At 29.0% G+C, this 15,718-nt stretch carries 10 protein-coding genes and 1 pseudogene; 7 read left to right on the top strand and 4 right to left on the bottom strand.

Going from position 1 to position 15,718, the window contains the following annotated elements; translation table 11 throughout:
• Window positions 1-9: 9 nt before the first annotated feature.
• From ATE90_RS03910 to ATE90_RS03890, 5 genes are all read left to right on the top strand, one after another.
• Window positions 10-3,021, top strand: a complete 3,012-nt coding sequence (locus tag ATE90_RS03910; RefSeq protein WP_036787059.1) for a tetratricopeptide repeat protein — start codon at window positions 10-12, stop codon at window positions 3,019-3,021.
• 25 nt (window positions 3,022-3,046) lie between these two features.
• Complete coding sequence (locus ATE90_RS03905) at window positions 3,047-5,227, top strand: DUF4838 domain-containing protein (protein ID WP_036787065.1); 2,181 nt, start codon at window positions 3,047-3,049, stop codon at window positions 5,225-5,227.
• A gap of 20 nt (window positions 5,228-5,247) precedes the next feature.
• Window positions 5,248-5,772, top strand: coding sequence for a DUF1573 domain-containing protein (locus tag ATE90_RS03900; RefSeq protein WP_036787068.1), 525 nt, complete (start codon window positions 5,248-5,250; stop codon window positions 5,770-5,772).
• 25 nt (window positions 5,773-5,797) lie between these two features.
• Window positions 5,798-6,172, top strand: coding sequence for a LysM peptidoglycan-binding domain-containing protein (locus ATE90_RS03895; RefSeq protein WP_036787071.1), 375 nt, complete (start codon window positions 5,798-5,800; stop codon window positions 6,170-6,172).
• Window positions 6,173-6,243: 71 nt separating this feature from the next.
• A complete protein-coding gene (locus ATE90_RS03890) occupies window positions 6,244-6,846 on the top strand; it encodes a hypothetical protein (protein ID WP_036787074.1) in 603 nt (200 codons plus the stop codon).
• A 96-nt stretch (window positions 6,847-6,942) separates the two neighbouring features.
• On the opposite strand, the pseudogene rlmF reads toward ATE90_RS03890, so the two are convergent.
• From rlmF to ATE90_RS03875, 3 genes and pseudogenes are all read right to left on the bottom strand, one after another.
• Window positions 6,943-7,797 (bottom strand): annotated as a pseudogene (gene rlmF, locus ATE90_RS03885) (23S rRNA (adenine(1618)-N(6))-methyltransferase RlmF).
• Window positions 7,797-9,389 (bottom strand): bacillithiol biosynthesis cysteine-adding enzyme BshC, encoded by a 1,593-nt coding sequence (gene bshC, locus ATE90_RS03880; RefSeq protein ID WP_101451507.1) that lies wholly within the window; start codon window positions 9,387-9,389, stop codon window positions 7,797-7,799. Before bshC ends, rlmF begins: the two are co-directional and overlap by 1 nt.
• Window position 9,390: 1 nt before the next feature.
• A complete protein-coding gene (locus ATE90_RS03875; RefSeq protein ID WP_052107568.1) occupies window positions 9,391-10,053 on the bottom strand; it encodes a class I SAM-dependent methyltransferase in 663 nt (220 codons plus the stop codon).
• 136 nt (window positions 10,054-10,189) lie between these two features.
• Here ATE90_RS03875 and ATE90_RS03870 point away from each other — a divergent pair, with 136 nt between their 5' ends.
• Window positions 10,190-12,667 (top strand): M14 family metallopeptidase, encoded by a 2,478-nt coding sequence (locus ATE90_RS03870; protein WP_036787080.1) that lies wholly within the window; start codon window positions 10,190-10,192, stop codon window positions 12,665-12,667.
• A gap of 107 nt (window positions 12,668-12,774) precedes the next feature.
• On the opposite strand, the gene rpsA is transcribed toward ATE90_RS03870, so the two are convergent.
• Complete coding sequence (gene rpsA, locus ATE90_RS03865) at window positions 12,775-14,595, bottom strand: 30S ribosomal protein S1 (protein ID WP_036787083.1); 1,821 nt, start codon at window positions 14,593-14,595, stop codon at window positions 12,775-12,777.
• A 246-nt stretch (window positions 14,596-14,841) separates the two neighbouring features.
• Between rpsA and ATE90_RS03860 the strand changes: the two genes are divergently transcribed.
• Window positions 14,842-15,471 (top strand): 7-carboxy-7-deazaguanine synthase QueE, encoded by a 630-nt coding sequence (locus tag ATE90_RS03860; protein WP_036787085.1) that lies wholly within the window; start codon window positions 14,842-14,844, stop codon window positions 15,469-15,471.
• The last annotated feature ends 247 nt before the right edge of the window (window positions 15,472-15,718 follow it).

Here is a 15,718-nt window from a genome sequence, read left to right as displayed (position 1 = left end):
TTATTCGTTATGAAAACAAATAAGTTTATTTACATTTTTGTTGCAATTGTTTTATCGCAATTAAATATGGCTGCTCAAGTTTATAATTCTTCGGATTTATACTTTAAAGAAGCAAAAAATGATATTGCAAATAAAAATTTCACCAAAGCTGCAAAAATGAGCTGGAGAGGTTTAAAAATATCTCCGAACGACTTAGATTTAAAAACTCTTTTAGGAAAAGCCAACCTAGAATTAGGTAGATACGATACTGCAAGATATGTTTTAAAGCAAGTTTATTTAAAAAATAGAAAAAATATTGATATCTTAAAGTATTTGGTGAACATAGAACAAGCAACCAATAGATACTCAGATGCAATATGTTTTGTAAATGAATTATTAGAAATAACACCGTACGCCAGAGATTGGTGGATGCGAAAAATCACTATCTACAAGGAAATGGGAAACTTTGAAGAAGCAGAAAGGGCTTTACAAAGACTATATCAACTATACCCAAATGACACAGATATAAAAGAACAATTTAATTATATTAGACTTGATGACGCTAGTGAAGCTTTTAAAGAGAAAAACTACGATAATGCCAATGAAATTTACAAAACAATCATAGATGAAAACCCATCTAATAAAGAGGCCTATTTGGGTATTATTAGAAATGAATTGTTAAAAGGAAATCCTGATGCTGCTCTGCAATACACCAATAGATCTTTATTAGAGATGCCTAATGATAGAGAATTAATAGAAAAAAAGATTGGCTTATTAGAAGAACTGGGAAGACATGCACAAGCAATTTCTTACATAAAAGAGAAAGTAGATAAAAATGCATTTAAAGATATCCATTCTAGAACTTTGCCATATTTATTGCAACAGTCAGCAGGATTTAATGAATATAATGATGCCTACGAAGTAAATAAAAAGTTAGTTGAATTAAATGGTAATTCAGAGTCTCAAGACTATGTCATAAAAAATTCTTTAGGGAAAGGTTATGATATAGATGCTGAATATTTTATAAAGAAGGCGATCAAGAAAAATCCGAATAATAAAAAATTATTAATTCAAGAAATGGAGCTTTACAAACCTATAAAAGACAAAGAAAGGTTTGAAAAAAAGGTATTAGAAAATCATGAAAAATTCCCAAATGATACTGATATTACATTTCAGTATAACAAAATAATGTATGACAGAGCAAAAGTACATGTAACCAATAAACAATACGATCTTGCTCTTCCCATTTTTACTGAATTAGCTTCATCTCCAGATTTCATAAAAGAATCTGAACAACAAATTTTTGGCATCTTTTTAGCATTAGAAAGATATGATGAAGCCACAGATCAAATAGATAAATTAATAGGTTTAGATTCTGAAAATCCAGATCATTTATTACGAAAATCTACACTTTATCAAAAAATGGAGCTCTTTGATGATGCTTTAAATATTACAAGAGATCTTGAACAAAAATACCCGTTAAGCTTAAAATATCCATCAGTTTATGTTAGTCAAGTAGAAGCCTACGCTACTTTTTTAATGAAAGAACAAAGATATCGTAAAGTATTACCCGTACTGGAAGATGGATTAACAAGAGAAAACAACAATAAGCGTTTATTAGACATGGCTATCAATGCCTCATCTGCCATTCCTGATTACCCAAAAGGCATTAATTATAGTTTAAGTGCCTTAAGTTTTTATCCTAAAAACAAAAATTTTAAGCTAAAACTAACCGACTTATACACTCAAAATAAAGAATTTGATAAAGCTTTAACTATTTTAGATACGCTAAAAAAAACGTATGTGTATGATCGAAAAATTAAAAATGCTGAAGCAGAAATTTTATTTTTTAGAGCTAGAAATCAAGAAGAAAGGGGTTTAGTCGATGAGGCGCTAACTAATTATGACTCTGCATATGCATTAAACCCGAAGGATGAAGGTTCTTTAATGAGAATGATTAATTTACATATTAATCAAAAACCTTATGATGAATCTTTAGAATTCATTAATAAAAAGATTAAAAAAAGTCCTAATGATAATTTCTTAAAATATAAAAAAGGAGTTGTTTTTGAAATGCAACAGAAGTTTGATTCTGCCTACTATTATCAGAAGTTTCGAAAAATAGATAATCCATACGAACAAATTGAATGGAATACGACTTTAGAGACCATTAAAGCAGAGAACCTAAAGAATGAAATAGCGGTTAGCTATTTAAACGCCACCTCTGATTCTGTAGCCTATAATACTTCTTTAGCAAGCATTAATTACAGCAGAATTGATGGAAAAAACACCTATGGCGCAGATATGAATTATGCGGCCAGAAGGTCTGGAGTTGGTGTTCAAGTAGGCGCAAACCTTGCAAGGATTTTTAATGAAACCCTTTATGGGGACGCCGGTATTTTATTGGGTTCGAAATTCTTTCCAAAATTTAAATTGTATGCAAATGCCTATAAAGGTCTAAAGAACGGATATGAAGCTCAAGTTGGAATAAGTTATGATAGATTACAGAATGATCAAAATTATTTTACCTTAAAATTAGGAGTCGCGAGAACTTGGGAAGATATTTGGGTAAATGCTAGATTGTCTTTAATGAACACTAGTCTTACATTTTTTGAAAGAGATCCCGATTCTGGTAAAATTCTTACTGAACCCGGTCCTACTGATCCTGATGGTAACGCTACTATACAAAACAAGACCTACTCAGAAAGTCTTTTTTATACTAATTTCATGGTACAAGCACGAATAAATGTGAATGCTAGGAAAGATTATTTTTCCATTATTGCCTCTGGTGGTAGTGCACCCTTTGACCAACAATTAGAATTTCAATCAAATACCTTTTTAAATTTCACAAACGTAATGATAGGTGCTGGTTATAAGTATAATATGACACCAAGAACCGCAATATTGGTAGATGGAACTTGGATTAATTTTCAAAGTAACCAAAACACAATCTTTAATGATACCGATAATACTATTGAGGTTTTCAACGCTGTATATACAAACCAATATAATTTATCTTTTACGCTTATTACTCATTTTTAATACATTGAAGATAAAGCCACTCTGAATGAATTTAAAAAAGTATACATATATTGGAATGTTTTTTTTGTGTCTTTTTTCTTACGCTCAAAAGAACGAAACTTTATACTCTAAAAAACAAAAAATATATCCTAAAATAAATATTCCTCTTTCTGCAGATATTCTTTTAAGTAATGCTGCAAATGAATTTAATAATAATTTCAGAAATATTACAGGACAGTATTTATATATTGAGCGAAGTCATAATTTAAATAAGAATTATACTTATATTATTTTACGGGTAAACCCCTCTCAAAAAGAGAGTTATTGTTTGAATAAAAAAGATAGAAATATTACTATTCAAGCAACAACCGCAGCAAATTTAGTTTTTGGAGTGAATGCTTTTTTCAGAAAATACACGAGTTTAAATTTTAAAGAAAAAAATAACAAAAGAAATGAAAACAATGGTATAATAGAACTTAAAATTCCCGATAAATTTAGTAGTTGTTCTTCTCCAGACTTTGAATACAGAGAACCTTACTTCTCCTCAAATTTCAAACCTAATTTTAGGGCTTGGAACAAAACTAATTATTTAGAATTAGAATGGGGGATTTGGGGGCACAACATTTCTAAGATTGTTAAAGAGTATAATTTACCACAATCCATTTATGCCAAAGTAGGTAAAAAAAGAATTGAAAGTCAATATTGTTTTACCAGCGACAGCTTATTTAAGTATATCAATGAAAAAGTAAAAACTATTTACGATAGTGATCATGCGCTCAACAAATACATGATTCTACCAAATGATAACAGCATTGTATGCACATGCGCTTCTTGTAAAGCAGTTGGAAATACAACTACAGATGCCGCTCCTGCTGTCTTTACCTTTTTAAATAAGCTAGCAAAAAATCATAAAAAGTCATCATTTTTCACAGCTTCGTATTTTACTGTTAAAGAAATTCCACGATTTAAGGCAGAAAAGAATGTGGGACTTTTTTATAGTACCATAGATATTCAAAAAGGTATACCTATAGAAGATACTCAATATTTAGAAAACTTTGAGGAAGCTATTAAACGATGGAAAAATTATTTAGAAAATATATATATTTGGGATTATGCTGTTAATTTTGATAATTATTTTGATATTTACCCTTCTTTAAAAGTTACTCAGAAAAACTTAAAACTATATAAAAAGTTAGGTGTTAAAGGCGTTTTCTTGCATGGTAGTGAATATCAATATAGCACATTTCAAGATTTAAAATCAACCATATTTTCCAAACTTTTATGGAATACTGATATTAATGTAGATCAGGCAATCTATACGTATTTTCACGAAAAATTTCCAAATAAATTGGCGAGTGCCTTAACCGCTTATTATTCATTTATAACCGATTCTTTTTTTATCAATAAAGAAGAATTAGCTATTTATAGTGGTATTAACAAAACCGTCAAAAAATATTTAAATCCAAAAGTCTTCTTTAGTTTTTACGATGAATTCGACTCGAATACTGAAAGAAATAAGTATGATATCGACTTTCGAAAGATTGCAACTGCTCTTACTTTTTTAAAATTAGAAGTGATGAGAGTTTATGGAATAGGCACATACGGCTTTGCGACTATCAATAATAATGAAGAAATAATTGTAAAAAACGAAGCTGGAATAATGCTAGATAAATTAAAAAGTTTTAGCAAATCTGTTAATATAAAAACATATAATGAATTAAAATATCCAATAGATGATTACATTAAAAGTTGGAAAGAGACTATTTATAAATATCATAAAAGAAAGCATTATTTCTATAAAAAACCCTTTGAAATTTTATCAAATTTAGATGAAGATTACACCAATATATCGGTTTTAAATAATGGCACTTTTGGTTTCAAAGATTACAACACCAATTGGCATATTTGCTCGATAGATAATTTAACTTTAAAAATTGAAAAAAAACATATTAAAGGATCAAAAAAAATTACGTTCTCTTTTTTACAAGATACAAAGCATGCTATTTATTACCCTAGTGTAATTGAAATATTAGACACCAATTATAAGTTAATTAAAAAATTAAATCCATTGGTAGATAAAACAAATTTGGCTACAAAAGAAATGTCAATCAATCTGCCCTCAAAATTTGATGATGAACAATTACCAGATACTTTTATCGTTAAAATTAGTAGAAGTAATGTTGCTGGAAAAAATGCTTTAGCTTGTGATGAAATCATATTTAATTAAAAAAGTTTAAATTTACATTAATGAAAAATATATATTTTCTTTTATTAATATCCATAATTTCTTTTTCTTGTGATTTAAGAAAACCAAGTATAGAGAACGTGGAAAGAACTAAAATGGAAATTATAAATCCAGATCGTCATTACTACCCAATATTGCGTGGATCAGAATTAACAGCAGTATATGAAATTTACAACAGAGGTAACCAACCTTTAATTATTTATGATGTTCAAGCGTCTTGCGGCTGTATAGAAATAGATTTCCCTTCGGCCTCTATTGGTAAAGATGAAATTGGCTTTATTACCGTGGACTATGATAGTTCTAAAAATATCGGTTATGTAGAATTTTATATTACCATTGTTGCAAATACAGAAAAAGATATCTTTAGTTCTGTTAAATTCGATGTAAGTATAGTTACATCTGCACATTACACAAAAGATTACGAAGAAATATATCTAGAAAGAAGAAAAGCCAAATTAGCTGGATCCGTAGATGGAGATCTTACGCAGCAAGGATATTATATAGATGACATTCAAACTGTCAGATAATAGTGTTAATTAAAAAAAAAAAAAAATGAAAGAAAAATATCAAAATGTTCTAGACTTAGGTCAAGAATTAGAAATTAAAAATGGCAATGTAAAAGAGGTAGATGGAATTTTACATGTTGCTGGAACCGCAAAAAATCAGTACGAAAAAAATTTAATTTGGGATAAAATAAAAGAAATTGGTGGTGATAATCCGACCGATATAATTGCAGATATTTCTGTTGAAGACACAACAATATTTGCAAATCACACCGTAAAAAGTGGCGATACATTAGGGAAGATTGCAAAGCATTATTATGGAAATGCAATGAAATATACAGCAATTTATGATGCGAATACAAATATCTTAAAAAATCCAGATGTAATTCATCCGGGTCAAGAATTGGTGATTCCAAATCTTTAAAATAAAAAAAGAATACCTTAAAACCGAAACAAATCGTTTCGGTTTTTTTATTTTTGAAAAAATTCTAAATTGTGATAACCAATAAAAATATATTCTTCAAAGAAATTTTAAAAGCACTTATAAAACTCATAATTGCAGGTATTTTAATTGGTACCTTAAAAAGATATGATTTGATTATTGCTATTCTGTTATTTCTGAAAATTGTACACAATATTTATAAAGAAATTATAAAACCAAAAAAGAACAAAAATTGGTTGCTTTTAATTGGCATGATGCTTACTGGTTTTGGAGGAATTGTTGGCGAAACTTGGGGAGTAACGAATGGTTATTGGGAATATCATGAAGTTACAAGAGCGTTGCCCTTGTGGTTGCCATTTGCGTGGATGCTTGCTTTTCATTATTTGTATAAATTAGAAAGAAATTTAATTCCTCTATTATCGAATCAAACACAAAAAAATAAAATACTTTTAGCAATTATTTTGGCCTTGATACTTCCTGCTTTTGGTGAAGTTATTACCATTTACCTGGGAGTTTGGACGTATTATTGGCCTTATCAAATTTTTGGAGTTCCTTTATATGCTTTTATATGTTTAGTCTTTGTGCATATGTTGGTATACACCATTTTACATTTTGTATGTAAAAAGCATAAAATAAAGGACATAGTTTTTAACTAAGTATTATTTATATCATATAAAATGACCAACGAATAAACCAATTATCGTAAAGTCTTCAAGAATATTGTTTTCTATTTTTCGAAGTTAAAAGTGAAATTAAAACCTCCAACAAACAATTCTCGTAACTTTGTTTCCTTGATTCATATTAATTACCTTAAACTCTTCTGCACCTAATTTCTTAGATGAATTTTGTAAACTTTCTACATTTTCCTTTTTAGAAACCAAACTTGTGAACCATTTACTTTTATTAGAAAACAGCGAACTTTCATATAAATAATTATGTAAAAAGACCTTTTCTCCGCCTTTATACCACAATTCATTATTGTTTCCAGAGAAATTTCTAACCGCATTATTCCCTAAATTTCTTGATTTTCTTCTATTTGCACCCCGTGCCTCTTCAGCAGATTTGTAAAAAGGAGGATTACACATCGTAGCAGAAAAAAAATCGTCTTCTTCTAAAATTCCTTTTAAAATTTGTTGTTCATCAAATTGCTGGCGAAGCTTAATATTAGCATCTAAATTGTTATCATCAATAATATCTTGTGCAGAGTCTAAAGAGTCTAAATCAATATCGGTGGCAATAAAATTCCAATTAAATTCTGCAACACCTAATAAAGGATAAATACAAGTTGCCCCAGTCCCTATATCTAAAATTTTTATATCTTTTTCTTTTGAAAGCAAATCTGATAAATGAAGGATATAGTCTAATCGCCCGGGAATTGGCGGACATAAGTTTTCATCAGAGAAATTCCAAAGATTCAGTTTATCTTAAGAAAACAATAATGCTTTATTGAGTTCTTTTACTGCATTTGGATTTGAAAAATCAATACTTATAGAACCAAATTTATTTTCTAACACAAACTCTTTCAATAACGGATTTTCAACAATTAAAGCATCAAAATCATAACCTTTGTTAAACTTATTTTTTGGATGTAAACCTTTTTCTTTCATTATAATTCTATTATTGTAAACTCTAATTGTAAAGATATTAAAGCACCTTTCATTGCTTTTAAAAATGATGAACCATACTCCAAATAATATTCAGAAAAATTACGTTGACGTTCTTCTAAACTTTGGTTTGGTAAAAGTTCATTCTGCAGTGCTGTTATTCTATTAACTAAATCCTTTTGCCTTCTTTTTTCAGCCTTCCATAAACGTTTATCTAAATTTTCTAGACCTTTAACCTGTTTTCTCTCTTGCGCATTTACAGCATTCAAAAAAGAAACATCCGTTTTTTCAGCAATCTCCTTTAGTTCTGAAAATTGATTTATCAAAAACTGAATTTTCTCAGTAAATTCAATTTTTATTTCTGAATTTTCTCTGACCTTTTTAGATAATAAGTCATGCTGATTTAAAAACATTTCTTCAAATGAAATATTTAGTTTTTCCAATTTTTTTGATTGTTTTTCTGAGACAACTTGCACAGAATTTCGCAATAGCAAAATAGGAAAAGGAATCTTTACTTTCTCAAAATATGTTTTTAATTCAAACCAATATGCCATTTCTCCTCCTCCACCAATATAACATAGATTAGGCAAAATCACTTCTTGATACAAAGGTCTCATAATTACATTTGGAGAAAATGCTGTTGGATTTTTATCAACTTCTGCTAAAATTTCAGCTCTCGAAAAAATGATATCAGTATTATTTACTTTATATACATCGTCTTCAAAAACAATACGTTCTCTAAATTCATTCCCTAAATAAAATAAGTTAATTTCTCTCGGATTTACCTGAATTTTGTAATTCCTTTCCAATTCTAGAATCGTTTCGGAAACTTCCTTAAATGAAGTATTATTTTGTAATTCTTCTTTTACAAAAGGATTAAATAACTGTTTTAATTTAGTATCGTCTCCATCAATAATTACTAAACCATATTCTTTAAATAATTCATTCGCAATAAAACGAGTTGCATCTGATAAATTATTATGCTTTAAATATCCTTCAGAAAAAAGATTTTTTAAGTATTTCGCATTTTTAGAATTTCCTAAATGATTAGAAAACACTTCAAAAACATCTTCTAATCCATCCGTAGAAAAACGTCCTACTGCGCCTCCATCTTTACGATTCCAAGTTACTTTTTTTCCACCAAAATTAAAATAATTGATTTCGTCAAAATCATGATCTTCTGATGCCATCCAATACATGGGAACAAAATTTTGGTCAGAAAATTTTTCTGCTAATTCTTCACATAAATTAATAGTAGAAATAATTTTATAAAGAAAATATAAGGGACCAGTAAATAAATTTAATTGATGACCAGTTGAAATTGTGTACGTATTTTGTTGTTTTAACAATTCAATGTTTTCAGAGGTATTTCCTGAAATTTTAAAAGATGCATATTGTTTTTGCAAAGCATCAACCAATGTTAATCTTGTTTGTAAGTTGTATGATTTTTGCTTTTCTTCAATTTGATTATGAAATCCAGAAATATCAGGGAAATTGTTGTAGAATGGTTTTATGTTTTCGTTTTTTTCTAAATAATGATGCATCATTTTTGAGAAAAAACCTGTCTTTTGAAAAGGAATTTGTGTTGTTTTCATTTTAACTTTTTCTTTGAAATAACGCATAAATATAAGGCCTTTGATTACCAGAAGGATTTATAAATGTATAGTTAAAACTTTTTTTAAGCACAAAATCATTTCCTAATTCATTCTCCAACATTTTCACATTATACCTTTTCAGTGGCAAGCCACAGCATTTTTCAGCTCCATTTTTTGCAAAAACAGAAATAATAACAAATCCTTCAGGTTTTACAACCTTCTTTAATAATTTAAAATAGGAAATTATTTGCTCTTTTTCTAAAAAAAAATGTAAAACAGCTCTATCATTCCATAAATCAATATTTTGCAATTCATTCAATTTTGACGGATTCAATAAATCATCAACAATAAATTTAATCTTATTATTTTTTTGATACTTATTCTTTAATAATTTTAATGATTCATCTGATAAATCATTCGCTATAATATTAGAAAATCCTTGTTCTAATAAATTATCAACTAAAATTGAAGAGCCGGATCCTACATTTAAAATTGTAGCATTTTTAGGCAATCCTGTTTCTTTGATTAATGATAACGTTGGTAATGATTTTTCTTCATACCAACCCAAATTTTCTCTCTTATTAATAAGATAAGCAGTATTCCAATGCTCCTTATAGTTGATGGTTGCTTCTGTGATTTTACAATCACTATCGTTTATTGCCATGCATCAAAAATACTAAATTTTGATGGCACTTTGTTACCTCAAATTTAATCTAACAAATTTTTAACGTGCTTCAAAAAATTGAGGTTAATTTAATAAAATTTATTTCTTATTTTTGGTAACAATCAAAACTTAATTCATGAAAATTAAATCACTTTTATTAATTGCTTTTCTAACTTTTGGAAACATTTTATCGCAAAACATAAAATCTCCTTCCGAGTTTTTAGGTTATGAAATTGGCAGTCGATTTACAAGACATCATAAAGTTGTAGAATATTTTAAATATGTTAGCAATACATTATCTAATGTTAAACTGGAAAAATATGGAGAAACTAATGAACATAGGCCTTTGTATTTAAGTTATATTTCATCCCAAGAAAACATTAATAATTTAGAAAATATTAGAAAAACAAACCTTTCTCAAACTGGAATTATAAATGGAAATTCCGATAACAAAACTGCAATTGTTTGGTTAAGTTATAATGTTCATGGAAATGAAGCTTCTAGCACAGAGGCCTCAATGTTAACCATATACGAATTGGTTACTGCTAAAAAATCTTGGTTGGAAAATACAGTAATTATAATGGACCCGTGTATAAATCCAGATGGAAGAGACCGATATGTAAATTGGTTTAATCAGGTAAAAAGTACGCCATTTAATATTACTCAAGATGCAAAAGAACATCATGAACCATGGCCGGGAGGAAGACCAAATCATTATTTATTTGATTTGAATAGAGATTGGGCTTGGGCCACTCAAATTGAAACTCAGCAAAGAATAAAAATTTATAACAAATGGATGCCACATATTCATGTAGATTTTCATGAGCAAGGGATTAATAGCCCTTACTATTTTGCCCCAGCTGCAGAACCTTTTCATGAAATTATTACAGATTGGCAGCGTGATTTTCAAACTCAAATAGGAAAAAATCATGCTAATTATTTTGACAAAGAAGGTTGGCTGTATTTTACAAAAGAAAGTTTTGATTTGCTATATCCTAGTTATGGAGACACCTACCCTACTTTTATGGGTGCAATTGGAATGACCTATGAACAAGCTGGTCATGGAAGAGCTGGTTTAGGAATACAGACTGATGAGGGTGAAGTTTTAACATTAAAAGACAGAGCACTTCATCATATGACAACAGGGTTATCAACCGTAGAAATTTCATCAAGAAATGCAGAAAAATTAAATTCAGAATTTAAAAAATTCTTCAAGAATAAAAATTTAGAATACAAAAGTTTTGTTTTAAAAAATGATAATGAAGATAAAATAAATCGTTTAATAGATCTATTAGATACTCATGAAATTAAATACGAATATGCCATCAAAGGAACTATAAAAGGATACCGTTATAATACAGAAAAAGAGGAGAAATTTACAACTTCTGATGGTGATTTAGTGATTCATACCAATCAGCCAAAAGGAAAAATGGTAAATGTTTTGTTTGAGCCTAAAGCTAAATTATCAGACTCCCTAACTTATGATATTACAGCTTGGTCCTTACCTTATGCCCATGGTTTTGATGCGATTGCATCAAAAACAAAAGTGAGTTCTATTGAATCTAAAACCGTAAAAAGTATAACAAATACTATAGATAAAAGCGCATATGCCTACATTTCTAAGTGGAATAGTTTAGAAGATGCTACTTTTTTAGGGGCTTTGTTGCAACAAAATATAACGCCTCGTTTTTCTGAAAAAATATTTTCTTTAGAAGGGAAAACTTATGACCCTGGAACTTTAATCATTTTAAGAAATGATAATAGAACTACTGACTTTGATGAAAAATTGAACAAAATTGCTAATAAACATCAAAGAAAAATTCAACCAGTTGCTACAGGTTTTGTAGATTCTGGATTAGATTTTGGCTCTTATAGTGTAAAGCCCATTAACAAACAGAAGATTGCATTACTTTCGGGCAAAGGAGCTTCATCTCTAAGTTTTGGAGAAATTTGGCACTTTTTTGAAACAGAATTAAAATACCCTCTCACTATTTTAAATTCAGATTATTTTAGTAAAACGAACTTTTCCAAGTATGATGTTATAATTATCCCAAATGGATATTACAGTAATGTTTTACATAAAACTACCTTAGATAAATTATCAACTTTTGTAAGTGCTGGTGGAACATTAATTGTGATTGGAAATGCTTTAAATAGTTTTGCTGATAAAAAAGGATATTCTATAAAGAGTAAAGAGTCTAAAAAAGATTCTACCAAATATAATTTAATTCCTTATGCTGATCAAGAAAGAAAGAATATTCAAAATCTTATTACTGGGGCAATATTTAAAAGTAAAGTTGATGTAACTCATCCTCTAGCTTTTGGATATAAAAGTGATTATTTTTCTTTAAAATTAAGTGGAACATCATTTAACTATTTAGAAAATGGCATAAATGTTGCTTACTTTGATAAAGACACAGAAAATGTTTCTGGCTATGCTGGCAGTAGAGCTATTAAAAATATTCCAGAATCGTTATTGTTTGGAGAAGAACAAAAAGGACGTGGAAGTATTGTTTATATGGTAGACAATCCTTTATTTAGATCTTTTTGGCATAATGGAAAACTCTTTTTAGCAAACGCAGTGTTTTTACTAAATTCTAATACACTGAAATAAAATTTATAAAACGATTGAACAATAAAAAAAGCCATTGCAAATAGCAATGGCTTTTTAAGTATTATGGATTTCTTTCTTCGCAGAAAGAACAACTAGTTAAGAAATTATTATTTCTTTTTGTTACCAGCTTCCATTTTCTTTTTTAAATCTGCAAGACCACCTATGTCTCCTAAAGTAGTTTTTTCTGCTTCAGCTGCTTTTTTAACGGCAACTTTCACATTTCTTTTTTCTTGCTCTTTAAAGATAGATGTATGAGATACAACAACTCTTCTGTATTCTTTAGAGAATTCTAAAACTACAAACTTAAGTGTTTCCCCTTTTCCTAATTTAGTACCATCTTCTTTTTCTAAGAATCTACTTGGTGCAAAACCTTCTACTCCATCAGCAAAAGTTACAACTGCCCCTTTATCATTCTTTTCTTTCACAACTCCTTCATGCGTAGAACCGATAGCATAAGTAGCTTCATGAGCATCCCAAGGATTATCTTGCGTTTGCTTATGACCTAAATTTAACTTTCTGTTCTCTACATCTAATTCTAAAACTTGAACTTCTAATTTATCACCAACAGTAACAAAATCTGATGGATGCTTAATTTTCTTCGTCCAAGATAAATCAGAGATATAAACTAAACCATCGATTCCTTCTTCTAACTCAACAAATACACCAAAGTTCGTGTAATTTCTTACAGTACCTGTATGAGTTGAACCAACAGGATATTTAGTTGTAATATCTGTCCAAGGATCTGGATGTAATTGTTTAATACCTAAAGACATTTTACGGTCTTCTCTGTCTAAAGTTAAAATTTGAGCTTCAACTTTATCTCCAACTTTTACGAAATCTTGTGCAGAACGTAAATGAGTTGACCAAGACATTTCAGAAACATGAATTAACCCTTCTACTCCTTGCTCTACTTCAACGAATGCTCCATAATCAGCTAAAACAACAACTTCACCAGTAACTTTATCTCCAATTTTTAATTCAGAGTTTAAAGCTTCCCAAGGATGTGCAGATAATTGTTTCAATCCTAATTGAATTCTAGATTTATTATCATCAAAATCTAAAATTACAACGTTTAATTTTTGATCTAATTCTACAACCTCATTTGGATGATTGATTCTTGACCAAGATAAATCAGTAATATGTACCAATCCATCAACACCACCTAAATCAACAAAGACACCATAAGAAGTAATATTTTTAACAATACCTTCTAATACTTGTCCTTTTTCTAATTGACCAATAATTTCTTTTTTCTGTAATTCAATATCCGCTTCAATAAGTGCTTTATGAGATACAACAACATTTTTAAATTCGTGATTGATTTTCACAACTTTGAATTCCATTGTCTTCTCTACATATTGATCGTAATCTCTAATTGGCTTAACGTCAATTTGAGATCCTGGTAAAAATGCTTCGATTCCGAAAACATCTACAATCATACCACCTCTAGTTCTACACTTAACGAAACCATTAACTACTTCACCAGTTTCATGAGCATTGTTAACACGCTCCCAAGCTTTGATTACTCTTGCTTTTTTGTGAGACAATACCAATTGACCAGAAGAATCTTCTCTCTTATCAACTAATACTTCTACAGTATCTCCTTCAGCTAAACCTTGATTGTAACGAAATTCGTTTAAAGAAATAACTCCTTCAGATTTAGAATTGATGTCAATAATTGCATCTCTGTCTGTAATTCTAATTACAGTTCCTTCAATTACATCACGTTCGTTTACGAAACCTACAGTTCCTTCTAATGCATTTTCAAATGCTTTTAATTTTTCTTCATCAACAGCTTCAATACCTTGTTCGTATTTGTGCCAGTTAAAATCAGCTAAAAATTGTTTCGGATCTACAACTGGAGTCGTTGTTTCTTGTACTTCAGTAGCAACTACTTGCTCTTCAGTGTTTTTTGTTTCTTCAGACATTTCTGAAAATTAATTTTGTATCTTATTGTTTTTCAGACTTTTAACGATAAAAACAAAAAGAGTTGTTTTTATAAATTGTTTTGTTTAATTCCTTTTATAAATCTGTTCTCGTAAAAAGGAGTGCAAATTTACATAATTTCATTGATTTTTAAGCAAATAGAATTAATTTATTATTCATTTTATTCTTGATAATCAAAAAACTACCTTTGCATCTTTTAAAAACCTTTTTGGTTGACTTTAATGTAGATGAATAAAGAAACAAAAGATTTAGTAAACAAAGGCATAATGCTTCCATTAATGGAAGAGTTCTATACAATTCAAGGTGAAGGTTCTCATACAGGCACTGCAGCTTATTTTATAAGAGTTGGAGGTTGTGATGTTGGTTGCCATTGGTGTGATGTGAAAGAAAGTTGGAACGCAGATTTACATCCTCCTACACTTGCAAATACTATTGTTGAGAATGTAAAGAAATATGCGAATACAGTTGTTATTACTGGAGGGGAGCCCTTAATGTGGTCCATGGATTATATTACAAATTTACTTCAAAAAAACAACATAAAAACACATATAGAAACTTCTGGAGCATATTCTTTTTCTGGAAAATGGGATTGGTTCTGTCTATCTCCAAAAAAGACAAAATTACCTTTAGCTGAAGTTTATCCTGAGGCGGATGAGCTAAAAATGATAATTCATAACAAATCTGATTTTGAATTTGCTGAAGAACAAGCTGCTAAAGTTGATGAAAAATGTCAATTGTTTTTGCAACCTGAATGGAGTAAAAAAGAAAAAATGACAGTTCAAATTGTTGAATATGTAATGAAAAACCCAAAATGGAAAATTTCTTTACAAACTCACAAATACTTAAATATTCCTTAATTCTTAAAACCAAATAAGGTTTAAAAAAATAAAATTTGTGTTTACTTCTATTTTTAAAAAAACTTTATTCCCAAGTCATCTAGAGAAAAACTGAAGAGATAATCATACTTACTATAAAAATGGATTTATTCATAAAAATTGCTTAAAAAAGGTAATTTTTAAATTAAATAATTTCCAGCGTATATTCTTTACTACAATATCAAAAAAAATATTTATAACAAAACATTACGTTTTAAAATATTTTCAT

Source organism: Polaribacter sp. Hel1_33_96 (genome assembly GCF_002846595.1).
Classification (GTDB): Bacteria; Bacteroidota; Bacteroidia; order Flavobacteriales; family Flavobacteriaceae; genus Polaribacter.
The sequence above is the reverse complement of the archived record's forward strand: the minus strand, read 5'-3'. Positions and strand labels throughout refer to the sequence as shown.

Excerpts from the sequence above, each read along its gene's own strand:
- ATE90_RS03910 (WP_036787059.1), top strand. The coding sequence starts at position 10 with ATGAAAACAAATAAGTTTATTTACATTTTTGTTGCAATTGTTTTATCG.
- ATE90_RS03905 (WP_036787065.1), top strand. The coding sequence starts at position 3,047 with ATGAATTTAAAAAAGTATACATATATTGGAATGTTTTTTTTGTGTCTT.
- ATE90_RS03900 (WP_036787068.1), top strand. The coding sequence starts at position 5,248 with ATGAAAAATATATATTTTCTTTTATTAATATCCATAATTTCTTTTTCT.
- ATE90_RS03895 (WP_036787071.1), top strand. The coding sequence starts at position 5,798 with ATGAAAGAAAAATATCAAAATGTTCTAGACTTAGGTCAAGAATTAGAA.
- bshC (WP_101451507.1), bottom strand. The coding sequence starts at position 9,389 with ATGAAAACAACACAAATTCCTTTTCAAAAGACAGGTTTTTTCTCAAAA.
- ATE90_RS03875 (WP_052107568.1), bottom strand. The coding sequence starts at position 10,053 with ATGGCAATAAACGATAGTGATTGTAAAATCACAGAAGCAACCATCAAC.
- ATE90_RS03870 (WP_036787080.1), top strand. The coding sequence starts at position 10,190 with ATGAAAATTAAATCACTTTTATTAATTGCTTTTCTAACTTTTGGAAAC.
- rpsA (WP_036787083.1), bottom strand. The coding sequence starts at position 14,595 with ATGTCTGAAGAAACAAAAAACACTGAAGAGCAAGTAGTTGCTACTGAA.
- ATE90_RS03860 (WP_036787085.1), top strand. The coding sequence starts at position 14,842 with ATGAATAAAGAAACAAAAGATTTAGTAAACAAAGGCATAATGCTTCCA.